17 protein-coding genes and 10 tRNA genes are annotated in these 24,091 nt (G+C 44.4%); 12 read left to right on the top strand and 15 right to left on the bottom strand.

Annotated features, from left to right (window positions below):
* Positions 1-99: 99 nt before the first annotated feature.
* Positions 100-999, bottom strand: coding sequence for a LysR family transcriptional regulator (locus tag KO533_RS06320; protein ID WP_028761102.1), 900 nt, complete (start codon positions 997-999; stop codon positions 100-102).
* A 163-nt stretch (positions 1,000-1,162) separates the two neighbouring features.
* Here KO533_RS06320 and KO533_RS06315 point away from each other — a divergent pair, with 163 nt between their 5' ends.
* Both KO533_RS06315 and KO533_RS06310 read left to right on the top strand, forming a co-directional pair.
* On the top strand, positions 1,163-1,645 hold the full coding sequence (locus tag KO533_RS06315; protein ID WP_219253332.1) for a DoxX family protein: 483 nt from the start codon (positions 1,163-1,165) through the stop codon (positions 1,643-1,645).
* Between the two features lie 97 nt (positions 1,646-1,742).
* Positions 1,743-2,558, top strand: coding sequence for a class III extradiol ring-cleavage dioxygenase (locus tag KO533_RS06310; RefSeq protein ID WP_219253331.1), 816 nt, complete (start codon positions 1,743-1,745; stop codon positions 2,556-2,558).
* A gap of 145 nt (positions 2,559-2,703) precedes the next feature.
* Here KO533_RS06310 and KO533_RS06305 read toward each other — a convergent pair whose 3' ends face one another.
* A complete protein-coding gene (locus tag KO533_RS06305) occupies positions 2,704-3,579 on the bottom strand; it encodes a 1,4-dihydroxy-2-naphthoate polyprenyltransferase (protein ID WP_028761099.1) in 876 nt (291 codons plus the stop codon).
* A 342-nt stretch (positions 3,580-3,921) separates the two neighbouring features.
* On the opposite strand from KO533_RS06305, the gene KO533_RS06300 reads away from it, so the two are divergent.
* The 4 genes from KO533_RS06300 to KO533_RS06285 all read left to right on the top strand — a co-directional run bounded on the left by KO533_RS06300 (position 3,922) and on the right by KO533_RS06285 (position 10,995).
* Positions 3,922-4,860 (top strand): SDR family NAD(P)-dependent oxidoreductase, encoded by a 939-nt coding sequence (locus KO533_RS06300; protein WP_219253329.1) that lies wholly within the window; start codon positions 3,922-3,924, stop codon positions 4,858-4,860.
* Between the two features lie 227 nt (positions 4,861-5,087).
* Positions 5,088-5,954: an acyl-CoA thioesterase II gene (tesB, locus tag KO533_RS06295; RefSeq protein ID WP_028761097.1), complete on the top strand. Its 867-nt coding sequence runs from the start codon at positions 5,088-5,090 to the stop codon at positions 5,952-5,954.
* A gap of 1 nt (position 5,955) precedes the next feature.
* Positions 5,956-6,357 (top strand): YbaY family lipoprotein, encoded by a 402-nt coding sequence (locus KO533_RS06290; protein WP_131523152.1) that lies wholly within the window; start codon positions 5,956-5,958, stop codon positions 6,355-6,357.
* A 741-nt stretch (positions 6,358-7,098) separates the two neighbouring features.
* On the top strand, positions 7,099-10,995 hold the full coding sequence (locus KO533_RS06285; protein ID WP_173243969.1) for a S8 family serine peptidase: 3,897 nt from the start codon (positions 7,099-7,101) through the stop codon (positions 10,993-10,995).
* An 85-nt stretch (positions 10,996-11,080) separates the two neighbouring features.
* On the opposite strand, the gene KO533_RS06280 is transcribed toward KO533_RS06285, so the two are convergent.
* Positions 11,081-11,962, bottom strand: a complete 882-nt coding sequence (locus KO533_RS06280) for a LysR family transcriptional regulator (RefSeq protein WP_028761094.1) — start codon at positions 11,960-11,962, stop codon at positions 11,081-11,083.
* 162 nt (positions 11,963-12,124) lie between these two features.
* Here KO533_RS06280 and KO533_RS06275 point away from each other — a divergent pair, with 162 nt between their 5' ends.
* Complete coding sequence (locus tag KO533_RS06275; protein ID WP_113941015.1) at positions 12,125-13,372, top strand: MFS transporter; 1,248 nt, start codon at positions 12,125-12,127, stop codon at positions 13,370-13,372.
* A 16-nt stretch (positions 13,373-13,388) separates the two neighbouring features.
* Here KO533_RS06275 and KO533_RS06270 read toward each other — a convergent pair whose 3' ends face one another.
* From KO533_RS06270 to KO533_RS06215, 12 genes are all read right to left on the bottom strand, one after another.
* Positions 13,389-14,768, bottom strand: a complete 1,380-nt coding sequence (locus tag KO533_RS06270; protein WP_028761092.1) for a sigma-54 dependent transcriptional regulator — start codon at positions 14,766-14,768, stop codon at positions 13,389-13,391.
* Between the two features lie 4 nt (positions 14,769-14,772).
* The gene (locus KO533_RS06265; protein WP_028761091.1) at positions 14,773-16,569 is read right to left on the bottom strand and encodes an ATP-binding protein; all 1,797 of its coding nucleotides are present in this window, start codon (positions 16,567-16,569) and stop codon (positions 14,773-14,775) included.
* A 129-nt stretch (positions 16,570-16,698) separates the two neighbouring features.
* Positions 16,699-18,096 carry a TRAP transporter large permease subunit gene (locus tag KO533_RS06260; protein ID WP_028761090.1) on the bottom strand — a complete coding sequence of 466 codons (1,398 nt, stop codon included), beginning with the start codon at positions 18,094-18,096 and terminating at the stop codon, positions 16,699-16,701.
* Entirely contained in the window at positions 18,096-18,752 is a 657-nt protein-coding gene (locus tag KO533_RS06255; protein ID WP_173497702.1) for a TRAP transporter small permease, read from the bottom strand. The genes KO533_RS06260 and KO533_RS06255 overlap by 1 nt, the downstream gene beginning before the upstream one ends.
* Positions 18,753-18,811: 59 nt before the next feature.
* Positions 18,812-19,831, bottom strand: coding sequence for a TRAP transporter substrate-binding protein (locus KO533_RS06250; RefSeq protein WP_113941003.1), 1,020 nt, complete (start codon positions 19,829-19,831; stop codon positions 18,812-18,814).
* A 468-nt stretch (positions 19,832-20,299) separates the two neighbouring features.
* A complete protein-coding gene (locus KO533_RS06245) occupies positions 20,300-20,530 on the bottom strand; it encodes a hypothetical protein (RefSeq protein ID WP_105252063.1) in 231 nt (76 codons plus the stop codon).
* A gap of 166 nt (positions 20,531-20,696) precedes the next feature.
* Positions 20,697-20,772: transfer RNA gene (locus tag KO533_RS06240), tRNA-Val, on the bottom strand.
* Positions 20,773-20,800: 28 nt separating this feature from the next.
* A tRNA-Val gene (locus KO533_RS06235) sits at positions 20,801-20,876 on the bottom strand.
* A 28-nt stretch (positions 20,877-20,904) separates the two neighbouring features.
* Positions 20,905-20,980 (bottom strand) — tRNA-Val (locus KO533_RS06230).
* A gap of 48 nt (positions 20,981-21,028) precedes the next feature.
* Positions 21,029-21,104: transfer RNA gene (locus KO533_RS06225), tRNA-Val, on the bottom strand.
* 37 nt (positions 21,105-21,141) lie between these two features.
* Positions 21,142-21,217, bottom strand: a tRNA-Val gene (locus tag KO533_RS06220).
* Positions 21,218-21,261: 44 nt separating this feature from the next.
* Positions 21,262-21,337: transfer RNA gene (locus KO533_RS06215), tRNA-Val, on the bottom strand.
* A gap of 609 nt (positions 21,338-21,946) precedes the next feature.
* On the opposite strand from KO533_RS06215, the gene gltX reads away from it, so the two are divergent.
* From gltX to KO533_RS06190, 5 genes are all read left to right on the top strand, one after another.
* A complete protein-coding gene (gene gltX / locus KO533_RS06210; RefSeq protein ID WP_105252064.1) occupies positions 21,947-23,356 on the top strand; it encodes a glutamate--tRNA ligase in 1,410 nt (469 codons plus the stop codon).
* Between the two features lie 105 nt (positions 23,357-23,461).
* A tRNA-Ala gene (locus KO533_RS06205) sits at positions 23,462-23,537 on the top strand.
* Positions 23,538-23,600: 63 nt separating this feature from the next.
* Positions 23,601-23,676, top strand: a tRNA-Glu gene (locus KO533_RS06200).
* Positions 23,677-23,780: 104 nt separating this feature from the next.
* A tRNA-Ala gene (locus KO533_RS06195) sits at positions 23,781-23,856 on the top strand.
* A gap of 130 nt (positions 23,857-23,986) precedes the next feature.
* A tRNA-Glu gene (locus KO533_RS06190) sits at positions 23,987-24,062 on the top strand.
* Positions 24,063-24,091 lie beyond the last annotated feature (29 nt).

Below are 24,091 nucleotides of genomic sequence, written 5' to 3'. Positions count from 1 at the left end.
AGTGGCGTTTTTGTTTATGGTCGATGATTTTATAACGGGCTATAACTTTTTGACTTCAATTCATTTTAAGTCACTAAGCTAAATCTTAAGCTTGAATTCCTAAGTATTCAGCTCAGATGAAAAGGCGATCAGCTTTTGCCAGAGTGCTTGGGCGACGGGGCCTAAAGGTGAGTGGGGTTTTCGCATCACATAGTAATCGAGTTGAATGTTGTTTTGCCTTTCACGCAGATCCAGTGCAATCAACGCGCCCTGTTTGAGTGAATCTTCAATCATATAGTGCGGCAGCTTGCCCCAGCCCATACCACTTTGAATAAGCATTTTCTTAGTATAAAAATCATTAACATACCAACGTCGTTGCCCCGCCTGTACCCCAAACTCAATATTCGCAGTGCCTGAGCCTGTATCTTGGATCACGATTTGGTATTCATTAACGAGCTCTCGTGCGTAGGTCAGTGTCGGATGACGCTCAAGCATGCGCGGTGCTGCAACATCGAGAAGGCTACCGGAAAAAAGATAGGCTAATTCTAAATGGCTCGAACGTATGGGCTCAATTCCGCCTGCGGAGATGATGATTTCAGCTTTATCTTGATTCAGCGCTTCGAGTGCACCAGTTAAAAACTCTTGTTTGAGAATAATTTGGGTATAGGGAAACTCATTTTGAGTCAGCTCTAAAATCGGCAAAATTCGAGCGAGATTAAAGGAGGCTTCAAAAGCTAAGGTGATGCTTGCTTCGTTACCTTTGGCTAAATGCTTCGCTACTTGCTTCATTTCTTGCGCTTCATTCAGTACCCGCAGGGTATGTTGCAGCAGTTTTCGACCTTGCTCAGTGATGGCGAGTCGATAACCTTCGCGATTAAACAGGATAAGATCGAGTTGGGATTCTAACTGTTTGATACTTTGGCTAATGGCGGGTTGGGTTTTATGTAGCTTGTCACTGGCAGCTTTGAGTGAGCCCGCCTCAGCTACGGTTTTAAACATCAGCAGTTGGTCTAAGGTCACAAGGATTGCTCGCAAGTTATAAATTATTAGTTTATGAGATATTAGATTTTATTCCATATTTATTTATCTTTTATCGGCTCATAATCGATTCCATTCTCACTCGTCGTCTGCGAATTTATGCCCAAGACTGACGGCAAATATCACGTTTAATGGGGTGTGTGCGATGCGATTTTCAAACTTATGTGATACTAAGGGTTCAAGTATCAATGGCTTAGTTGCAGAGGTTGATACACAGAAGTTATTCCTTTGTGCCAATACACTCAATCGCGCCGCTGCAACCGTCACATTGGCGATGAGCATAGTGTTTTTCATCTCGGGATTTGCCAAGTTATTTGGCGTGTCTATGTTCCATGTTCCGTTCACATTAATGAATCTTCCCACTGGTTTTGGTTATTTTATTGGTTTGATGGAAGTGATTGGTGCCCTTGGGTTGTGTCTACGTGACTACCGAGTGCTATCGGCGAGCGGTTTACTGGCGATTATGATGGGGGCGATTTATTTCCACTTTAACTATGAAGCGCCGATTAATGCACTGCCGGCATTGAGCTTATCGGCAGGACTCTTTCTGATTATTAAACTCGATGAAATTATTGAGCGTTTAGTGCGATTTCAGCGGCAGTTGGTGCAGAGTCGTTCCGCATTTTAAGCATGCATTGAAGTGTTGTGTAGAACAGTGAGTTAAGTGAGAAATGCTGAGTTTAAAGCCAGTAGTACAGATATAAGTTAATCAACACGAGAGGATTATGATGCAAGTTAACGCGAGTCGTATGCCTGTGCTATTTGTGCCCCATGGTGGTGGCCCTATGCCTTTGCTCAATGATGTTAATCATAGGGAGTTGCGTGCATTTTTAACTTCAGTAACAGCGCCAATGCCAACTCCGAAGGCGATTGTGTTGATCACTGCCCATTGGGAAGAATCTGTGGTGGCTTTGTCGAGTAGCCCAAAGCCAAGTATTTTGTATGATTACTATGGATTTCCACCTGAGGCTTATCAGCTGACATATCCTGCACCCGGTGAGCCAGAATTAGCCGTACAGATTGCGAATATGCTCGCGGATAAGGGCATCGCCGCCCGCTTAGATAGCGAACGCGCATTTGATCACGGTACCTTTGTACCACTTAAGTTAATGTATCCTGAGGCGAATATTCCTGTGGTGCAGATGTCGTTAGTCCACAGCCTCGATCCTAAAACCCATATAGCGATTGGGGAGGCTTTAGCGCCGCTGCGGGACCAAGGGGTGTTGATCGTGGGGTCTGGCATGTCGTTTCACAATATGCGGGCTTTTTTCTCAAGCGATCTCACAGTGCAAAGCCGCAGTGCAGAATTTGATCATTGGTTGACGCAAACTTTAACGGCAAGTGTTAGTTTTGCCGAGGTAAAAACAGCATTAACTCATTGGCAATCAGCCCCTGAAGCGCGTTTCAGTCATCCGCGGGAAGAGCATTTATTACCGCTACATGTGTGTTTTGGTGCAGGCCATAATGGTTCATCCCATGCCGAACGCAACTTTAATGGTATTTTGTTAAACACTTTGATCTCTGGTTATATTTGGCAATAAATGGGGGTAGGATTTCCCTCGTCGATAATAAGCCAAATTGAAGTCGTGCAGCATCCAATAAAAAAGGTTCGTATCTATCGAAGATATGAACCTTTTTATATTCAGCATTGAGCTGTGGTGTAGCATTAGCTTAGCGGATTTACTCTTATGCGGTAAAAACTAAACCCACGCTAAACAAGGTACTGAAAATCATGGTTAACTTAGCTGTGCGGCCGAGTAACGGATTTAAGGCTTCACCAGAAACCGCATAAAAATCGCTACTGAGTTTACGGGCAATAAGCAGAGATAATCCCGCAAGTAGTACTGGTAAACCGGGTAGAATACCGAATAAAAAGCCAGCGATGACTAGGCCAAAGGGCAAATAGATTAAGGCTTGATAAAGCACTTTTGCCTGAGCTTCGCCGATACGTACCGCTAGAGTATGCTTGCCCGCTTGGGTGTCGGTACGGATGTCGCGAGTGTTATTCACCAACATAATCGCAGCGTTAAATAAGCCAATTGCACAGCCTAATAACCAAGCATTAATAGTCGTATCGCCTGCCTGCAAATAATAACTGCCCACCACTGCAACTAAGCCAAAAAAGACAAATGCCGCGACTTCACCGAGCCCATGGGAGGCGAGGGGATAGGGGCCACCACTGTAGCCAAGAGCACCTAAAATAGCGGCTGCGGCGAGAATGGCGATGGGCCAGCCTCCGTGCCAAATCAGATATGATCCCACGGCAAGCGCCATTAAGAGACAAAATATCATGGCATTGCGAACGCTTGTTGGTGAAATTAAACCACTTTGAGTCACGCGAACGGGCCCTAAGCGCTCGTCTGTATCTATGCCGTTTTTAAAATCAAAATAGTCGTTAGCGAGGTTGACGGCGATTTGTAATAAGACAGCACACAACATTGAAGTGGCAGCGATTAACCAGCTGTAACTCTCAAGATGCAGGGCGAGAATGTTGCCTATCAGTAGGGGACCTATGGCCGCGGGTAGCGTACGGGGTCTTATTGCTAAAATCCAAGGATTCATGGCGTCCAGTCGTTATTGGTAAATGGAAATGGTACCGAGCAAGGGCTCAATTAGCGCATAGCATAACAAGATTTAACACGAAAGTGAGCACTATCTAATAAACGCATTTAACAGAGTTTGAATTGGCGCACATATGTTCACTGATGCAGGATGAGATTTGTCGTTAAGTTCAAAGAAAATCAAAAAAGTCTGTGTTTCCATAGTTAATGTCGATGGAGGCTTTGTGCTGTCCATGACATAGGCGTAACGCTAAATACTCTGTTTAGTAAATAGCATAGGCGGTTGTTACCCTATGCTCGTTATTTTTTGCCGCTACAACAATGCCGATAAGGACATATTTGGATGCGTTTTGACAATAAGGTGGCATTAGTCACTGGGGCTGCGGCTGGGTTAGGTCGAGCGTATGCCATCATGTTGGCTGAACGGGGGGCAAAAGTGATACTCGTCGACCAGCCGTTATCGTCCTATGAGTCAATTTCCACCGACGGCACTCAGACGAGCCAAGCCAACTTAGAATTAATGCAGACCTATTGCAGCATTATTAAACTTGGTGGAGATTGCATTTATTTTGTGCTTGATGTGAGTCAGCGAAATGAAGTGAACTGCATGATCGAAGAGGTGATCCTACGCTGGCATCGCATTGATATCTTGATTAATAACGCGGGCGTTTATGGTGCTTGTCCCTTTGAGCACATTAAACTTGAGCAGTGGCAACGGCAATTGGATGTCGATCTCAATGGCAGCTTTTATCTCACTCAAGCTGTTTGGCCCTATATGCAACAACAGCATTTTGGCCGGATAATGATGACAACGGGAGTTTCGGCCTTGTTCGGTGACTTGCATCAAGTTGGTTTTAGTGCGAGCAAGATGGCGCTGGTTGGCATGGTGAATAGCTTATCATTAGAAGGTGAAATTCATAATATTCGAGTCAATAGTTTATGCCCTCAGGCCGTAACCGCGATGACGGCCAAACATTTAGCGAGTGCGATTCAGCCGCTATTTTCCTTTGAATCATTAACGGCTACTACGGCTTTCTTGGTGAGTGAACAGGCGCCAAATGGTCAACATCTACTCGCCGGAGCGGGCAGTGTTAGCCACGGCATGTTTGTCGAGTTTCAGCCTATGTATTTTAATGAAGGTCTTTTTACGCCAGATAACCTCGCGCAGCAGTGGCCACAGTTACACCAATCCTTCCCCGTGACTTTGCACTCCTGTGGAGAGGATAAAGTGTTGTCTTGGTCTAAGTTAAGTGCGCTAGAACATCACATTAAAATCGATTGATTCATCATGCTTGTATTTGAACTAAGCCTGCATCTATAGCGATTTAAATGCAGTAAATGGCCGTAGATGCTAACCACAATAAACAACATAGATAATCCAGCGTGCCTCGTTTAATTCCTCACCGTTGGAGTGATGATTTGATTGTGAATAATCGATAGAAGACTGGTCAGCCTAAGGCTAACTGAGTTACCCTTTAAGATTAATTGCTAATTACGCAGTAGGATCCCATGAGTCAGGTATTAGACGATCTTTTATCATTACTTTCCCTTGAGCAAATTGAAATTGGCCTCTTTCGTGGTCAAAGCCAAGATCTGGGTTTTGGGCATGTGTTTGGTGGTCAAGTGATGGGCCAAGCACTGAGCGCCGCAAAACAGACAGTAGCTGCTGAGCGTAAGATCCATTCATTACACTCCTACTTTTTACGTGCAGGTGACGAGAAGTTGCCGATTGTTTACGAAGTAGAAAATATGCGTGATGGCGGTAGTTTTAGCGCTCGTCGGGTTAGTGCTATTCAAAAAGGTCGCCCTATTTTTCATATGACCTGCTCCTTCCAAGAACCTGAGGAAGGCTTTAGTCATCAAGCCGCTATGCCGCAAGTGCCCGGACCTGAAGGTTTGTTGAATCAGCAGGAATTGGCGCTGACGATGCGGGATAAAGTACCGCCGAGCATACTTGAAAAGTTTATGGCCGATGCGCCAATTGAGATGCGATTGGTCAATCCACTGCACCCTTTTGCGCCTAAAGAAACCGAGCCGTACCGTTATGTTTGGATGAGGGCTAATGGTCCTATGCCAAATGATGCCCATATCCATGAATATTTACTCGCCTATGCCTCAGACTTTAACTTTTTAGTCACGGCAGCTCAGCCCCACGGTGTATCCTTCTTAAGTCCTGGGGTACGAATGGCGACGATCGACCATGCGATGTGGTTCCACCGCCCGATTAATATGGGAGAGTGGTTGCTTTACAGTATCGATAGCCCTAATGCTAGCGGTGGCAGAGGTTACGTCAGAGGGCAGTTTTTCAATCAACAAGGCGAGTTAGTGGCTTCTTCTACCCAAGAAGGCCTGATACGCATGGTAAAAGGACGTTAGTATGTATCTGAAAATAAAATCGTTTATATTGTTCTCTCTCATGGCTGTCTTGCTCAATGGCTGCGTGACTGTAACACCTGAACAACCGATTATCATCAATGGCGCAGCTGGCTATCTAGAGAAGATCCCATTACCTCAAGGCTGCCAAATCATTATTGCCATTATTGATTTGAATACTCCAGGTGTTATCGTCGCACAAAAAACCTTCAATATCGCCAGAGCACCTGTGCCATTTAAATTTACACTGCCCGCTAAATCGATCGATAAAAGTATCCAATATGGCGTAGTGGCGATGATCAAGTTTCAAGACCAAGTGATCTTCCAAACCTATGACAGGTTCCCAGTTATCAATAATGATAAGTTCACGACAGAAGTGTTAATGAAAGCGGTTATGGCGAATTAACCACTGGCCATAACTGCAATAATATTGTTTTTATATTGATGAAGATTTAGCCCTTTCAATTCGATATTGAAAGGGCTTTTTTGTGGTCAATAATCCGCTTGCTATGCTGTAAATGTGAGATTAAGTATTAATTTGCTCTATACAGGATTAAGAATATTAATGCATAAGTTAGTTAATTTTTATAAGGGGTATCATTTTGTAAAATATTATACAAATACAAAATGCATACAATTTGTTAATTTAACGTTTCGTTTTTTGGTGATCTGTTGTTTCAGCTTATGGTATTTTGTGTTTATTTTGTAACTAATGATATTTATAAAAGAGAGTATTTATTTACGGGGATTTATTCTGTTTAACCTAATGCTATTTTTGAGCCGACACTTAAAGGTTAATTTTAACGCTATGATTTAATGTTTATTATTTGTTTTTATCGACTTTATACTACGACTTATCGTTGGGACATAAAACAGTCGGATAAAGGTTCTATGGATTTATTTTAACAAGGTATGAGGTTGTTCATCATTTACCGAATTACGTTCTGTTAATTTGCTGTTTTAATTTGTATCATCGCGTGTTACAAATTGTCGCGATAAAACTCAGTGATCATCATCACAGTAAATTGAATGGTTATTCATAAAAAATGTCAGTTACGGGTGATGTTTTTGGTTGTCGCAGCGTTTTCATGCCACCCAAACCTGAGTTTTATAAATCATACAACTTATAAGAATTAGGGAAGTCACAATGAAAACTAAAATAGCATTAGCAGTGTCTATGGCACTGTTATCGTCGGCGACAAATGCACAAACCGTATTATCACCTACGGGTGAAACCCTGCAGTTAGATATTCCAAGTGAATTACAAGTCACTTCATTACGCGGTAACGCTGCCGGAGCGGAGGTTAAGTTTGTACCAGAAGCAGATTTAGGTGAGGGTGAATATACTTATATCGTCCGTTTACGCGATAGTTCGGTTGCTAATTACCAAGGAACTATTCCAGGATTGAAAGCGACTAGTTCACAAAGAGTGCAGGTAAACGGTACTTCAAAAGTTGCTGTGAACGGTAAACTTGATGCTTCTAAAGCTGAAGTCAAAAGTTATGTTAGTTATTTGAAAGTAAAACAGAACCGATTTTTAGCTAACGCGAGTGCGGCTATTGGCACCAATCTGCAACCATTAACGACATATCAGTATGCGTTAAATGGTATGGCGGTTCGCATGACTCAAGCTCAAGCGAAGAAAATGGCTGAGTTACCTGAGGTTGCGTTTGTTGAGCGCGAGCGCATGGAGCAAATGGAAACCGACGTCAGTCAAGCGCTTATCGGTTCTCCTAATGTATGGGATGGCAGCGCGACGGGCACGAAAGCCATGGGTGAAGGCGTGATCGTCGGTATTATCGACTCAGGTATTAACTCAGATCATGCTTCTTTCGCTGATGTTGGCCAAGATGGCTATGACCACACAAACCCATTAGGTCAAGGCATCTATATTGGTGATTGTAAAACTGATTTCGCGAGCATGTGTAATGACAAGTTGATTGGAGTTCGCAGTTACTCTGAGATAACAAATAACTACGACGATGCAAAAGTGTTTGGTGACACCCCTCCAGCTAAAAATGGTGAGGATTACGGTGGGCATGGTACTCACGTTGCGAGTACCGCAGCAGGTAACATCCTAGTGAATGTGCCTTATGTGCAAGGTGAAACAGGTAAGTTAGAAAGCGATGGCATTGCGACAGGCCTTGAATTTAAACAAATCTCAGGTGTGGCCCCCCACGCGAACATCATAGCCTATCAAATTTGTAATCCGGGTAATGCGGGCGACACTTATTCAGGGTGTCCAAGTGCACCGATTTTAAAAGCCTTAGATGATGCGATTAAAGATGGCGTCGATGTGCTGAACTTTTCTATCAGTGGTGGTGGAAACCCGTGGAATAGTGCGACGGAACAAGGTTTTTTAGCCGCGCGTAATGCGGGGATTTTTGCTGCAGTGGCTGCGGGTAACACACGTGCTGCGACAAGCACGAGCCCTGCGATTAATCAAACACCTTACTCTACGCCTAAAAATGCACCTTGGTATACTTCGGTCGCTAACTCGACTCATAACCGTGACATAGTACGCGCCGTGGAATTTAATGGTAAAAACTATCATTACACTGCTGGTTCTGGTCCGGTTCAAACTGAAGTGCTCAAAGGTGTTCCCCTTTATGCTGGCGCAATTGATGCGACCAATTTTGAAGCCTGTAAACCGTTCCCAGCAGATGCCTTTAAAGACAAGATCGCCGTTTTAAGACGCGGTGTTTGCTCATTCGATATCAAAGTGGCCGCCGCAATGGAAGCTGGCGCTAAGGGTGTGATTGTTTTCAATAGAGATGGTGAAAATAATGCGCGTCTGACTATGTCGGGGCTGGATAAATTGAATATTCCAGCGGTATTTATTGGTGATATTGATGGCTTAGAATTGATTGCTGCTATGGCGGCAAATCCTGCTCTTGAAATCATGCTGTCTCCAACCCCTAAAGTTGCCAGTAAAGAAGCGGATGTTTTATCTGCCAGTTCATTGATTGGACCTAACCTGACTAACGATGTACTCGTACCCTATGTCGCTGCACCGGGCAGTGACATCTACGCTGCTTATTCCGACCAACAGTTTGGCCATGATGAAACAGGTACAGATCCTGCTGATTTCACTTTGATGTCAGGTACTTCAATGGCGAGTCCTCACGTTGCCGGTGCTGGTGCGTTACTTAAATCGCTGCATAAGGATTGGACGCCAGACAACATTCGTTCTGCGCTAATGATGACGTCAACGACAGCCCAAGCCATGAAAAAAGCCGATGGTAAAACCGTTGCTGATCCGTTTGACGTAGGAGCCGGTCGTATTCGTGTTGATTTAGCGGCAAAAACGGGCTTAGTGATGGATGAAAGTGCCTTAAACTACGAGATTGCTAATCCTTCGACAGGTGGCGATCCACGTAAGCTAAACATTCCAAGCATGGCTGATTCACGTTGTATTGATACTTGTACTTGGACACGTATTGTTACTGCAACGGCTGATGGTAGCTGGACTGCAAAAGGCGTTTCCGCAACGGATAAATTCGCGTTAACTGTGACGCCAGAAAGCTTTAATCTCAAAAAAGGTGAAAGCCAAACGATTACAGTGACTGCGGATGTGACTGACGTCGGTGCAAGTTGGGGCTTTGGTAACTTAGTATTAACGTCCGATACTTTCCCAACGGCTAATATGCCGATCGTAGCTAAGATAGCTAAACGCGATTTACCTGCTTTGGTTAATGTTTCAGCCTCACGTGATGCAGATGAACGTAATTTGGCGCACTTGAAAGCGATTGATCTACCGGGTGTTGCGGCGACAGTGACTGCACTTAAATTAAGCGCTACTTATGAATCAAGTGTGAAACAGGATTCAAATACCGATAGTGCATTTGATGATTTGGCCGATGGCGTAAAAGTATTTAGCTTTAATGTTGAAGATAAAGCTTTATATTTCAATGCATCAATCGGTAATACAACCTCTCCTGACTTAGACATGTTTGTGATACTCGATAAGAAAGACGGTAGCAAGCTTTCTATCGCGGCATCTTCTGCGTTTGGCGGTTCAAAGGAAAGTGTATCCATTAAGAACCCAGTGAAGGGTGAGTATATTGTCGTTGTACAAAACTATCAGGCATCTGCAGCCGATGCGGATGATGCCTTTAGTTTGAAACAAGTAACCTTATACGATGAAGCGGGTGATAACTTAACTGCAAATCTTACGGGTGATCATAAAGATTTCAATGTCAACTTAGCATGGAAACAAGCGATGCTAGTGGGAGATGCTGGCATAGCTATGCTGACGCTGACCACCACTGATGACAAAGTCGCACCTGTTAAAATTCCGGTCGTATTTGAGCGCGTTAGTGATGACGTATTACCTCCTCTAGGCAGTACTGTTTCTGGTGAATTAACACCTGGCACCGCTAAAGTGATGAAGACACGTATTGAAGCGAACAAAACGCAAGAAACCCGTGTTTACACCCTAGAGGCGTTATTACCAGAAGGTCACGAAGTGGCTAATATTAGCCATCAAGGCGCACAAGTGGGCAATAAGATCACTTGGACTATCGAAATGGCCTCAGCTGCTGCGGCATTAGATGTCACCTTTGACTTAGTGCCACGTAAGGCGAGTCAAGGCAACATAGTGGCATTGACCAACAAAGTGAATAACGACTCGGCTGAAATCTTGAAGCAGGAGTATCAATTTGATGTTCCAGAAGTGGCGCCAGTAGCTGTGATTGAAGCTCCTGCCACTGTCCAAGAAGGTAAACCTTTGTTCATCGATGCGAGCAAGTCGTCGGATGCCAACAATGATCCTTTGACCTACAAATGGACTCAGTTAGGGGGCGCCAGCTTTAACTTTGACGCTAATGCGGCCAAGCTTAATCTCGTTGCACCAAACGTGAGTGGCTCTGCTCAGACGGTTTCATTCCAACTGACAGTGTCTGATAACCACGGCAATAAAGATTCAAGTGTTGTGTCTGTATCTGTGACTGAAACACCAGCCAAGAAAGATGATGGTGGTGCCTTAGGTTGGTTAAGCTTGTTGTTGCTACCTTTTGCTTTTGGTCGTCGTAAACAAGGCTAAACCCTCAGAGTAAAATCGGAAGGTTTAATGGTAAGAGTGAAGGGCTGATATTGATATCAGCCCTTTTTGTATTTGCTGGTTTGGGTTAGCGATTTGACATTAAAAAATCGACAAAGGCGCGGTCTGCTTGGCTGACGGGGCGCTGCTTTTTCCATGCAATATGGAGGTTTAAAAATACCGGTGGATCGAAGGGTTTGGCTAAAATGTCATCTTTTGAGCTTATCGCCATCTCAAGTACACTGGTGATCCCAAATCCTTGGGAAACAATCTGTTTAATCAGATTAATAAGATTGGTCTCGAAGGCAATATTGGGCTTTTTGCCTAATTCTTTGGCTTGAGAGAGTATCCACTCACGGTGGAAATAACCTGTTTTGAACATCACTAATTCATGGTCGAAAAAGTCATGTAGACTCACAGCGCTATGTTCTGCTAAAGGGTGTTCAGCACCCATGGCGATCACCATTTGCTCACGGATCAACAGCTGACTATCAAATTCGGGTTGTAGGTCTTGGGCGGTAATGATCGCAATATCCACTTCTTCCTGTTGCAACATGCGCAGTGCATCCCGCGTCCCGCCTTCAAACAGTGATAGTTTCAACTCGGGGTATTTATGCCGAAAAGCCATTAAGCGCGAGGGGAGATAGAAAGAACCCAGCATGCCCGGCACGGCAATGCGGACCTCTCCCGAGGTGAGATTGGCCATGGCGCGGATTTGCGCTTCGGCCTGCTTAACTTGTTTTAGGATCAAAGTGGCGTGTTGATGCAGGACTATACCTTCGGCCGTGAGTGTGAGCAGTTTATCATTCTTGTTGCTCGTACGATTGACTAAGGTGACGCCGAGTGCGACCTCTAAGCGCTTGATACTTTGACTTAACGCGGGCTGAGCCATATTCAGTTTCTTGGCTGCGGCGGTAAAGCTGCCGGTATTGGCAAGGGCATCTAAATGTTTGAGTTGGCGAATATCCATTAATCGGGCTCGTACTATTTTATCAGTGGCAAGAAGTGTACTTTTGGTGCGCTATTTCTATAACAAAAATCAATGATTACGATAGAAATTATCTATTATTGTTATGTTATGCCCAGTGATAATCTTTGTCTATCCTATGAGTGATACTTGGTCGAGGCTCCCGTGCAAGCCGTATTAGATACTATGATTGACAATAAACAGCGTGACACCCGATTGATGTGGGCGCTCTGCGTCGCTTCAGTGGTGGTCTATATCAACTTGTATTTAATGCAAGGCATGTTGCCGCTGATTGCGGAACATTTTGCGGTATCAGGCTCTAAAGCAACCTTGATCCTGTCGGTGACCAGTTTTTCCTTAGCCTTTTCATTGCTCTTGTATGCGGTACTGTCAGATCGTATCGGTCGACACACTCCAATTATTGTCAGCTTGTGGTTATTGGCATTGTCTAACTTACTATTAATCTGGGCGCCGGATTTTAATGGATTAGTGCTAGTGCGATTGCTACAAGGTGCATTACTCGCTGCCGTACCTGCGATTGCCATGGCATACTTTAAGGAGCAATTATCACCGAGCACTATGCTGAAAGCCGCAGGTATTTATATTATGGCGAACAGTATTGGCGGGATTGTTGGACGTCTGCTCGGTGGTTTAATGTCGCAGTTTTTATCTTGGCAAGAATCTATGTGGTTGCTGTTTCTCGTGACGTTAGCGGGGGTGGCTTTAGTGAACTATTTGCTGCCTTCACTTGCCGATGCGCAGTCGATGTCACCCAGTAACACTGAGCCTTCCTTATCAAAACGCGCCCGTTTAGCGCAAGATCTTCATGGCTTTAGTCATCATCTCACCGATGCGCAAATGCGTTTAGTCTACGCGATTGGTGGTTTGACCTTCATGATGATGGTGAATCAATTTAGTTTTATTCAACTGCATTTGATGGCTCCACCCTATGAATGGAGTCGTTTCCAAGCTACCTTGATTTTCCTGTGTTATTCCAGCGGCACTGTTGCGTCATATTTTACTGCTAAATGGCTCGCCAAATTTGGCCAACATAAGTTGTATCAGTGGTCTTGGTGCGTGATGTTACTCGGTAGTTTATTGACCCTGTTTGATACGACCTTAACCATTAGCTTAGGTTTTTTAATGACCGCCTGTGGGTTCTTCCTTACCCACAGTTGTTGTAATTCCTTTGTTGCAATGCGGGCCAGTCGTGATCGAGCTAAGGCAACATCACTCTATTTATGCTGTTATTACTTAGGTGCTGCGATTGGCGGCCCTTATTTGATGATGTTTTGGCACGAGGCACAGTGGCGCGGTGTGGTGATGGGATCGTTAACCTTATTAGCCTTGATCGCCTTAGCTATCACCCGTTTGCATTACCATCAAACTCATGTCAAACGGGCGTTGGTCTAAAGCTTAAATATGCCTTTTAGTCATCGGAATTAATGTACTGTTTGCGGTCTAAATCGTATTTACGCATTTTGTCGTAGAGGGTTTTTCGGGGCAGTTCTAGCTGCTCCATTGTCTGCTTAATACTGCCCTTGTTGTGGCTAAGTGCTTCTTCAATCAGTACCCGTTCAAAAAACTCTACCCTTTGTAGCAAGGACATACTCGAGTGCAGGCTTGGAGTATTGCCTAATGTGCCAGCAAAGGCGGCTTCTCCGCCCAGCAGCACAAAGCGTTCGGCGAGATTACGTAACTCACGCACATTGCCTGGCCAGTCGTGGGAAGTAAGTATCGCGTTTTGCTCCGCATTTAAGGCGATAAGCGCTTTGTGATAGCGTGCCGATGCGACGCGGGCAAAGTGTAAAAAGAGTAACGGAATATCTTCACGGCGATCTCTCAGGGGAGGGATGGGCACAGTCACCAGATTTAAGCGATACAACAAGTCTTGGCGAAATTCCCCGGTGTCACACAGACCTTTTAAATCGACTTTTGTAGCCGCAATCACGCGAATATCTAAGTTGATGCTCTTGTTAGAGCCTAAACGTTCAACCTTACGATCTTCAAGCACTCGCAGCAGTTTTACTTGCAGCGACAGTGGCGTACTCTCAATTTCATCTAAAAATAACGTGCCACCATTGGCATATTCAAACTTACCAATGCGCATCTTATCGACGCCGGTAAAGGCACCCGCTTCGGCGCCAAAGAGCTCACTTTCAATCAGGTTTTCGGGGATCGCACCACAGTTTATGGCGACAAAGTTGGCTTGGCTGCGGCTACTGTGGTCGTGTAAATAGCGGGCAACAAGTTCTTTACCTGTACCGGTTTCGCCTTCAATTAACACATCCGCAGGCGTATCTATCACTTGCGTTATGATGTGGCGCATACGGTTGATGCCGACACTGTTACCCAAAATACGAGGGCCCGGTACGCTTTGGCTTTCGAGATCCTTTTTAAGCTTGCGGTTCTCTAAGGTCAGACTGCGTTTTTCTAAGGCGCGTTTAACCACATCGAGTATATGTTCGTTATTAAAGGGTTTTTCGAGAAAGTCGTAGGCGCCTTGTTTTAACGCATTGACTGCCATGGCAATATCACCAAAACCAGTGAGTAGGACAACGGGGAGATCGGGATCTTGCAGACGGATTTGTTGCATTAAGCTGATGCCGTCTAATTGTGGCATGTTGACATCCGATATCACCATTCCCGCCCAATCTTTATGCAGCAACTTAGCGATACCTTTGGGTTCTGTGGTGGCAAGCGCCTTAATGCCCTCCAGTTCAAATAGTTGAACGAGAACTGTGCCTATGTGCGGCTCATCGTCGATGATGAGAACAGAATAATCTTGAATTGAATTGGGCACACTCATAAAACTAACGTTCCTCGAGCAAGTAAATAGGTAAAATAATCTGGAAAATAGCGCCACCCTCTTCGGCATTGGCAACGTTAATTTGGCCTTGCATGGATTCGATAATACGTTGTGAAATCGATAAGCCTAGCCCCAGTCCGTGCCGTTCGTTGGTGGTAAAGTAGGGTTCGAAGATTTTCTCCATTTGGCTTTCACGTACACCAGGGCCTGAATCTTGGATACTGATGCAAAACTTATCTTCACTGGTCACGCGGATAACCAATTGGCGTTTAACCGATTGTTGCATAGCGACAATGGCGTTGCTCATAATGTTGACAAACACTTGTTGTAATCTAACCTTATCGCCCCAAACCTGATAGTTGCCGTTGGGTAATTGCACATCGAGTTCAACACCCTGTTTATCAATTGCAGGTTGAACTATGGTCAGGGCTTGCTTGATACAGCGGCCAATATCGGTTGCGCTATCAGCGCCTTGGCTCTTGCGGGTAAAGCTTTTAAATTGCCCAACAATATCGGCTAATCTATCGGTAAGTTCAATAATAATCTTGATATTATCCAGTGCCTTATCTTGCATATCACGGGCGAGAAAAGTTTGGGTATTTTGGGCATAGCTGCGAAGTGCCGCGAGTGGTTGATTGAGTTCATGGTTAATACTGGCAGATAAACTGCCTATCACTGTCAGTTTTGCCGCTTGGATCAGCTCATCTTGAGTATCTTTGAGTTGATTGTTGGCCTGCTGTAAGTCCTGAGTGCGTTCTTCAACTCGCTGTTCTAATAGGCTTTGCGCTAGTTGCATTCGGTGTAGATTGCGACGGCGCTCGGCGTTAAATAGGATGCTGAGTGCCAGCAAAAGATAAATACTGGCTGACAGTAACATCAGTGCGGGCAAAGAGGTCAGTAAAGGTTTGATTGGCGCTAAGATGTGTACTCGCCAGCCTGCCTTCGCCATTGATTGGTGGATGTCCATGTATTGTTCATGGTCTGTACCCGTTTGCAGCTGGTAGAGCATAGCTTGACTACCACTTTCATAGGGCGGCTTCATCAACAACTCTCCTATGGGACGTTCTGCATAGCGTTTAGAGGCATTAAGGGCATATTGCTTGGCTTGGGTAAGCGGGGTTAGTGATTTTAACCGCCATTCATCGATACTGGAAATAAAGACGATATCTTCAGGATCACTGATAAGGAACTGATACTGACCCGCAATCGCGATACTGGTACTTTGTTGCTCTATGTCGGCAATATTAACTTTGACTATGATGGCCCCAAGTATGCCTTTACCACCTTGTTGATAAATAGGGTAAGAGAAATAAAATCCGCGCTTATCTGAGCTGGTACCCACTGCGTAATAACGGCCTAGATTGCCCGAGATAGCATCTGTGTAATAGGGTCTAAAGGAGTAGTCCTTGCCAATAAAGGAAAAACTTTGTTGCCAGTTACTGGCGGCAATGGCGATACCTAAGGCATCGATCAGATAGATATCGGATGCTTCGGTGACATGCTGAATTTCTTCGAGATATAAATTAAGCTCTTGGACTTTATCAGGATTCTGCTGGTCGTTCAGGACATTGGCGAGCATTGGGTTAGTCGAGAGCACGTGGGGAATACTTTCGTAGCGCGATAGTGCACCATCGAGAAAACTGACTAATTCCTTTAGTTGTTTCTCCGATTGCTTTTGGATCTCGATTTTACCTTGATGCAAATGCACCCAGTAGGTCAGTTTGAGGGTTGCAAATAGGCCTGCAAGTAACACAACGGTCAGAAAGAGGCGTTTCTTGGCCTTAGGCGTCATGGGCAACATGGTGGTTATCCTGATAAAGCAACGGGATCAATAACTGATACTGCGCATAATAAAACAAAGCGAGCCTGACTAGGCTCGCTTAAAATCTATCTGTAATCAAGGGGTAATCTCACAACCTTGAATTGCAGACTAATATCCACGCATCGAATCCAACCATTCAGGTAAGAAGAGTGAAATCTGTGGTACGTAAGTAATCAGGGCTAAGAAGGCTAGCATCACGAGTAACCAAGGTAGAACCGACTGAATCACCCAACCAATACTGCGTCCCGTGATCCCAGCGGTGACAAAGAGATTGAGTCCCACCGGCGGCGTTAGCATACCGATCTCCATGTTCACGACCATTATGATACCTAAGTGGATAGGATCTATGCCTAATTGCGTTGCAATAGGGAACAGAATTGGCGCCATAATGAGTACAATCGCCGATGGCTCCATAAAGTTACCGGCAGCAAGCAACAGTAAGTTAACGATGATCAGGAATCCCCAGGCGGGTAAACCCATGCTAACAATATACTCAGCAATAATGTGAGGGATACGTTCTGTGGTTAATACATGCGCAAATAGCATAGCGTTAGCTATGATAAACAGCAGCATGATACTGACCTTGGCACCATCGCGCACAACATGACGTATGTCTTTGTCGATAGGCGTTTTAATCAGTCCTAAGAACATATGGCCTAAGTTACGCGCAGTTGCTTTGGCTAAGTTTTCACCTTGATTACGCCATGCCACGTCTTTTAATGGCCCGATATCACGGTAGCCAAATACTGCAATAAGGTAAGCATATACACAAGCCACAGCTGATGCTTCGGTTGGGCTCGCAACGCCACCATAGATAGAGCCTAATACGATAAAGATGAGTGCTAATCCACCCATTGCCTTGGCACTTGAAATCCCCAGTTGTTTAACGCCAGGAAAAGGACGTGAGGGCAAGTTTTTAAAGCGGGCAACGATATAAATGACGATCATCAATATAAATCCCATCATTAAACCTGGGATTAAGCCTGCCATAAACATTTTTGCAGCCGATACTTCCGTTGCTGCGGCATACACTAACATGACGATTGAAGGTGGGATCAAAATCCCGAGAGTGCCAGAGGTCGTGATCACGCCTGCAGCAAATTTTTCGGGATAACCTGCTTTTACCATGCCGACTATGACGATAGAACCAATTGCCGCAACAGTCGCAGGAGATGATCCAGAAACCGCAGCAAACAGCATACACGCCATAACGGATGCCATCGCTAATCCACCACGGACATGTCCAATACTGTCCATGGCAAAATCGATAATCCGTCTAGCAACACCACCCGTTGATAGGAAGGCGGATGACAGAATAAAGAAGGGGATAGCGAGTAAAGTGTAATGCTCTGATGAAGACTCATACAGCTTGAGTGCAACTGAGGCTAAGGAATCATTCGAGAACAATAAAATCGTCAGCATGCTGGAAAAACCTAATGCAATAGCGATAGGCATACCGAGAAACATACATACGAATAGGGCGGTAAATAGGGTTGCAATAGCCATTATTTAGCCTCCTTTTGGTCAGAGACTGGATCTACTTTAGCGTTTTTAGCGCTCTCATCGATTAAATGCATACTTTCTTTCGCTTCATCGGCAAATTGGAAGCCTGAGACTTGGTCACGCAGAATGGCGATAAAGAGTTCGACGAAACGCCAAGTCAACATAAAAAAGCCAATAATTAAAATACTTTGAGATAACCAAATCGGTATTGCGCCATCTTCAATATCGATTTTTAAAGTGTTCCAAGCAAAATCTGGATCAAGGCTTTTTAATATAAATTGTGGGAAATGTATGTCTTCCATAGGCAAACCGATTTGATACATTTGGCTTAAATAATCCCAACTGCCTTTTAAAAAGAGTCCGCAATAGACTATACAAACAAAGGCGGTAATAAGAGATACTATCTTTTTAGCCTTTGGTGCTAAATTTTTAACAAACGCATCGACACCAATATGGGCACCGACTTTAACCCCATAGGACATACCAAATAACACAAACCAACCGCAAAAGGTTAATGTAAGTTCTTGGATCCAAAGAAAACCCGTGTTGAAGAAGAAGCGAGCGACTACTTCTGAAAACACTAGCAGCGTCATCAGAGTGATCAATAAATTGAGCACACCTTCTTCAATATAACCAAATATTCGCGATATCACAGCCATAATCCCCTCGCTGAAATGGCCGCCTAAGCTCGGTTGAGCTTAAGCGGCTATTATCATTATTATTTATTTGCAGCTACAGCAGCATCAATCACATCTTTACCGATTTGATCTTCAAACTTAGCCCAAACAGGTTTCATTACCTCAACCCATTTTTGACGTTCAGCAGGAGACAGGGTCACTAACTGTGAACGTTTAGAATCAAGGATTAACTGTTTGTCTTCATTGTCTTTTTCAGCGGCAATCTTGTTACCTAATGCGATAGATTCGTCTAAAGCTTCTTTGATGATCTTACGTTTGTCAGCAGGTAGACCTTTCCAGAAAGTGTCAGAGGTCACGACCATATAGTCGAGAACACCGTGATTACTTTCAGTGATTTGGCTTTGCACTTCATAGAACTTTTGTGAATAAGTATTTGACCAAGTGTTTTCTTGACCATCGATAGCGCGGGTTTGCAGTAGGGTAAATACTTCAGAGAAAGGTTTTTTCACAGGGATTGCACCAACAGCATCAAACTGGGCTGCTAGAACATCAGATGCCATAACGCGGAATTTCAAGCCTTTTGCATCAGCAGGATTTTTAAGTGGTGTGTTAGATGAGAACTGTTTCATACCATTGTGTAAATAACCCAGACCGACAATTCCTTTACGGCTCATGGAGTTCAGTAATGTTTGACCAGCTTCACCTTGTTGGAAACGGTTCACGGCATCCATATCATTGAATAGGAAAGGTAAATCGAATATTTGTAGACGTTTAGTGTAACGCTCAAACTTTGAGAGTGAAGGCGCGACAAATTGTACGTCGTTTAACAGCAGTGCCGCTAGTTCGTTGTTATCCCCAAATAACTGTGAGCTAGGAAATACACTGACTTTGTATTCACCTGGTAAACGTTGTTCAACGAGTTCTTTAAATTTAAGTGCCATTTGGCCTTTAGGTGTGTTTTCTGCCACTACGTGTGAAAACTTAATTTCAATCGGTTCTGCAAATACGTTAAAACTGGTCGCAAATACGGAGGCAACAGCGAGCATTTTGACTAAGGTTTTGAGTGGACGGGTCAATCCAGTTTGTTGATTCAATATCATCTTGAGTTCCTTTTTCTGTTGTTAGGATTTGTCCTCAGTCTTGGTTAGTTTGTTACCAAGTTTGAGTAGGAATACAGCCTTGATTTCCCTGAGGTCTGTCTTACTAAAGGCAAATACCACGCCAACTTACACTGGCTTCTGTAAGTGTTTGGTTACTAAAGTGTAGTTCATTTGATGTTTGTCACACTTTTAGTTTGGTGGGTGAGATCTCGCTCACAGTGATTTTGTGTTTGGGTGGAAACCCACCCATAGTGAAGATCGGCCCCAAATTGACGGCTCTTGTCGTTGCAGATAAATTAAACAAACTTAGTTATTTTGAGATCAAAAAAAGCCGTAAAAGTATGCGATATAACGACAAATATTGTGGTGGGTTGCTTTAGGAGAAGCAGTGTAGGTGAGATGTGAAGTCTAGGGAGGTTAAGTCGATAGCTATCGTAGTCAATCAAGACACAATTCATTTGATGACTGTTAGTCATCCTCTAAAAGAATACGTTTAAGGATAGCATCGCTAGGTAACAAGGCTAAATGGCCTTGTTCATCAAAGTACCAACCGGTAATAAAGCCTTTTTGGCGCATGCTGACGAGATTATGCATGACTTCCCGCGCTTCTTTTAGAGCCGTTTGCTCATCGCAGGCGTGGGTATGCTTTAAATAAGTGGCAATATTGGCAAGAGAAGCGGATTGACTGACGCTGGCCATAATGTTGATCTCCAAAAATGCTAAAGCAGAATGAAATCAGGCTGAGTGTCGATAGTCTTAGTATTTAACGAAGTATAAAATGCCGAACAGCATAATTTATCACTCGCTGATTGAGATCAAGCATAGTTGAGTCAGCGCGCGGGTAAAGTTTATTGGGGGAGGAATATGGTGGTCGCTACTGGGCTCGAACCAGTGACCCCCTCCTTGTAAGGGAGGTGCTCTCCCAGCTGAGCTAAGCGACCTGGGATATAACGTGTGTATTGCAGAATATGGTGGTCGCTACTGGGCTCGAACCAGTGACCCCCTCCTTGTAAGGGAGGTGCTCTCCCAGCTGAGCTAAGCGACCTGGGATATAACATGTGTATTGCAGAATGTGGTGGTCGCTACTGGGCTCGAACCAGTGACCCCCTCCTTGTAAGGGAGGTGCTCTCCCAGCTGAGCTAAGCGACCTGCGCATTCTTAAACTACACAATTTTTAAGTCATTCTCCACTAAAGAATGGTGGTCGCTACTGGGCTCGAACCAGTGACCCCCTCCTTGTAAGGGAGGTGCTCTCCCAGCTGAGCTAAGCGACCTGGGAATGACTTTTACACGTTAATACATTAAGTTATATGGTGGTCGCTACTGGGCTCGAACCAGTGACCCCCTCCTTGTAAGGGAGGTGCTCTCCCAGCTGAGCTAAGCGACCTGGGATATAACATTTTGTATGGCATAATTTCTTTGTAGAAAATATGGTGGTCGATACTGGGCTCGAACCAGTGACCCCCTCCTTGTAAGGGAGGTGCTCTCCCAGCTGAGCTAATCGACCTCGCTGTGTGGAGCCGTATTATAGGGAGGTTCGATCTAGTGTCAACGCTTTTTAGTGAAAAAAGAATTGGTCGCGCTATTTTTGTCCACATTGGCTTAATGCTAATCACGCCGCCGATCAAAGTGTTATTTAATTCGCCAGTCAATGGTACGTAATTTGGACGCTCGCGATTAAATACGAGTTGAACTCATCCCATTCACCTGACTTTTTTGTGGTAAAAGTGCTGAGGAAGTGAGTGATTTATAAAAATTAGTGCATTAATGGCATGAGTATATTGATAGTGTATAGATGCGCGTGTTCGATGGCGCAGATATTTATAGTCGAAGGAATATAGGTGAGAGATTTAGGGGTTGGAATATAAAGCCTGAAAAATCATCTCAAGTGTTAGCATTAATCAATGGTGGTGATAGCAATAGTGCCACCTTTATATATCGCTTTATATTGGCTTCCCTATATAAAGGAGAGGGATTCGCGGCACGATTTAACTAGATAAGTGATACTGTGAAGCTTGTCCCATTTGCAGCGCCTGCTTTGACTGTTAGAATAAGCACACTTTTTTTATCGTGATTGTCTTTATCTAGACGACTTTATATAGGTTAGTGTCCCATTATGACAACTAAGACGCGTTTTGCCCCTAGTCCTACCGGTTTCTTGCATGTTGGTGGTGCCCGTACTGCACTTTATTCTTGGTTACAAGCCCGTGCCAATAACGGTGAGTTTGTATTACGTATTGAAGACACTGATATTGAGCGTTCGACTCAAGCCGCTTGCGATGCGATTTTAGAAGGCATGAACTGGCTAGGTTTGACATGGGACGAGGGCCCATATTACCAAACTAAGCGTTTTGACCGTTATAACGAAATCATTGCTCAAATGTTAGAAAAGGGCACAGCGTATAAATGTTACTGTTCACGTGAGCGAATCGATGCCTTAAGAGAATCACAGGCTGCTAACGGTGAAGCACAAAAGTATGATGGTTGCTGTCGTGACTTACCCGCTCGTGAGACTGATGAACCATTTGTGGTGCGTTTTAAAAATCCAATCGGTGGTTCAGTGGTATTTGATGACCATGTTCGTGGTCGGATTGAATTTTCTAACGATGCATTAGATGACTTGATCATCGCCCGTACCGACGGCGTACCAACCTATAACTTCTGTGTGGTGGTTGATGATTGGGATATGGGGATCACTTGTGTGGTGCGTGGTGAAGATCATATCAACAATACCCCGCGTCAAATCAACATTCTTAAAGCATTAGGGGCGCCGATCCCAGAATATGCACACGTATCTATGATTCTAGGTGATGACGGCGCTAAGTTGTCCAAGCGCCATGGCGCTGTTAGCGTAATGCAGTACCGTGACGATGGCTATTTACCAGAAGCACTGCTGAACTATTTAGTACGTTTAGGTTGGTCACATGGCGATCAAGAGATTTTCTCATTAGAAGAAATGAAGCAATTCTTTAAGTTGAGTGACATCAACAAAGCCGCTTCTGCTTTTAATACCGATAAACTGGTGTGGTTGAACCAACACTATATAAAGAGCCTAGATCCAGAATATGTGGCAACACACTTACAATGGCACATGGACGATCAAAAAATTGATCTGTCAAATGGCCCAGCATTAGCTGAAGTGGTCACTGCATTAGCTGAGCGCGCTAAGACTCTAAAAGAGTTAGCCGCATCTAGCCGCTATTTCTATGAAGATTTTGCTGAGTTTGATGAAGCACAGGCGAAAAAGCATTTACGCGGTGTTGCGTTAGAGCCATTGCAACTGGTGCAACAGAAATTATCAGCATTAACTGAGTGGACAGCTGAAGCTATTCATCAGGCAATTGAAGATACTGCGACTGAATTAGATGTGGGTATGGGTAAGGTCGGTATGCCTTTACGTGTTGCAGTAACAGGGGCAGGGCAGTCTCCAGGCTTAGATATCACACTATTTTTAATTGGAAGAAGCCGTTCTGAGCAAAGAATATCCAAAGCGATTGAATTTGTAGCAGATAGAATAAATTCCTAAAAAAACGAGTTGACACTTTTAGGTGCGCTGCATAGAATGCGCCACGCAGTTGAGACACAGTCGAGCAAATGCTTGCAGTGCACTTAAATGTAGTTCGATAGGTTTGGGGTTATAGCTCAGATGGGAGAGCGCTTGCATGGCATGCAAGAGGTCCACGGTTCGATCCCGTGTAGCTCCACCAAACTTACCGTAGATGTTAAACGGGAACCTTTTCTAGTGAAAAGTTCAAATTAATATGTCCGGGGTCCCCTTCGTCTAGAGGCCTAGGACACCGCCCTTTCACGGCGGTAACAGGGGTTCGAATCCCCTAGGGGATACCAAATCTTGGTTCCTAGCAAATAACTAACGTGTTGTTTGGTAAGAACAAAGTCTAAATTTATGCTGATACATATACTGCTAAAGTTAGCTGTGTTGACAAAAATTTGGGGCTATAGCTCAGCTGGGAGAGCGCTTGCATGGCATGCAAGAGGTCCACGGTTCGATCCCGTGTAGCTCCACCAATTTACTGCCTTATTAAGCAGAAACGAAAGTTTAAATTAATACACCCAAGGCACACTTCGCTACTTAGAAAAGTGCCTATGAGACCGTAGATGTTAAACGGGAACGTTAAGTTCAAATTAATATGTCCGGGTCCCCTTCGTCTAGAGGCCTAGGACACCGCCCTTTCACGGCGGTAACAGGGGTTCGAATCCCCTAGGGGATACCATCTATATTTTATAGAGAGTGGTTCCTAGC

Origin of the sequence: Shewanella sp. NKUCC05_KAH, assembly GCF_019345585.1 — a bacterium.
In the GTDB taxonomy this organism is placed as follows: domain Bacteria; phylum Pseudomonadota; class Gammaproteobacteria; order Enterobacterales; family Shewanellaceae; genus Shewanella; species Shewanella oncorhynchi.
This window is presented reverse-complemented; position numbering and strand designations above follow the sequence as displayed.

Coding starts and splice junctions, on each gene's coding strand:
- KO533_RS06315 (WP_219253332.1), top strand. CDS start 1,163: ATGCGATTTTCAAACTTATGTGATACTAAGGGTTCAAGTATCAATGGC.
- KO533_RS06310 (WP_219253331.1), top strand. CDS start 1,743: ATGATGCAAGTTAACGCGAGTCGTATGCCTGTGCTATTTGTGCCCCAT.
- KO533_RS06305 (WP_028761099.1), bottom strand. CDS start 3,579: ATGAATCCTTGGATTTTAGCAATAAGACCCCGTACGCTACCCGCGGCC.
- KO533_RS06300 (WP_219253329.1), top strand. CDS start 3,922: ATGCGTTTTGACAATAAGGTGGCATTAGTCACTGGGGCTGCGGCTGGG.
- tesB (WP_028761097.1), top strand. CDS start 5,088: ATGAGTCAGGTATTAGACGATCTTTTATCATTACTTTCCCTTGAGCAA.
- KO533_RS06290 (WP_131523152.1), top strand. CDS start 5,956: ATGTATCTGAAAATAAAATCGTTTATATTGTTCTCTCTCATGGCTGTC.
- KO533_RS06285 (WP_173243969.1), top strand. CDS start 7,099: ATGAAAACTAAAATAGCATTAGCAGTGTCTATGGCACTGTTATCGTCG.
- KO533_RS06280 (WP_028761094.1), bottom strand. CDS start 11,962: ATGGATATTCGCCAACTCAAACATTTAGATGCCCTTGCCAATACCGGC.
- KO533_RS06270 (WP_028761092.1), bottom strand. CDS start 14,768: ATGAGTGTGCCCAATTCAATTCAAGATTATTCTGTTCTCATCATCGAC.
- KO533_RS06265 (WP_028761091.1), bottom strand. CDS start 16,569: ATGTTGCCCATGACGCCTAAGGCCAAGAAACGCCTCTTTCTGACCGTT.
- KO533_RS06260 (WP_028761090.1), bottom strand. CDS start 18,096: ATGGCTATTGCAACCCTATTTACCGCCCTATTCGTATGTATGTTTCTC.
- KO533_RS06255 (WP_173497702.1), bottom strand. CDS start 18,752: ATGGCTGTGATATCGCGAATATTTGGTTATATTGAAGAAGGTGTGCTC.
- KO533_RS06250 (WP_113941003.1), bottom strand. CDS start 19,831: ATGATATTGAATCAACAAACTGGATTGACCCGTCCACTCAAAACCTTA.
- KO533_RS06245 (WP_105252063.1), bottom strand. CDS start 20,530: ATGGCCAGCGTCAGTCAATCCGCTTCTCTTGCCAATATTGCCACTTAT.
- gltX (WP_105252064.1), top strand. CDS start 21,947: ATGACAACTAAGACGCGTTTTGCCCCTAGTCCTACCGGTTTCTTGCAT.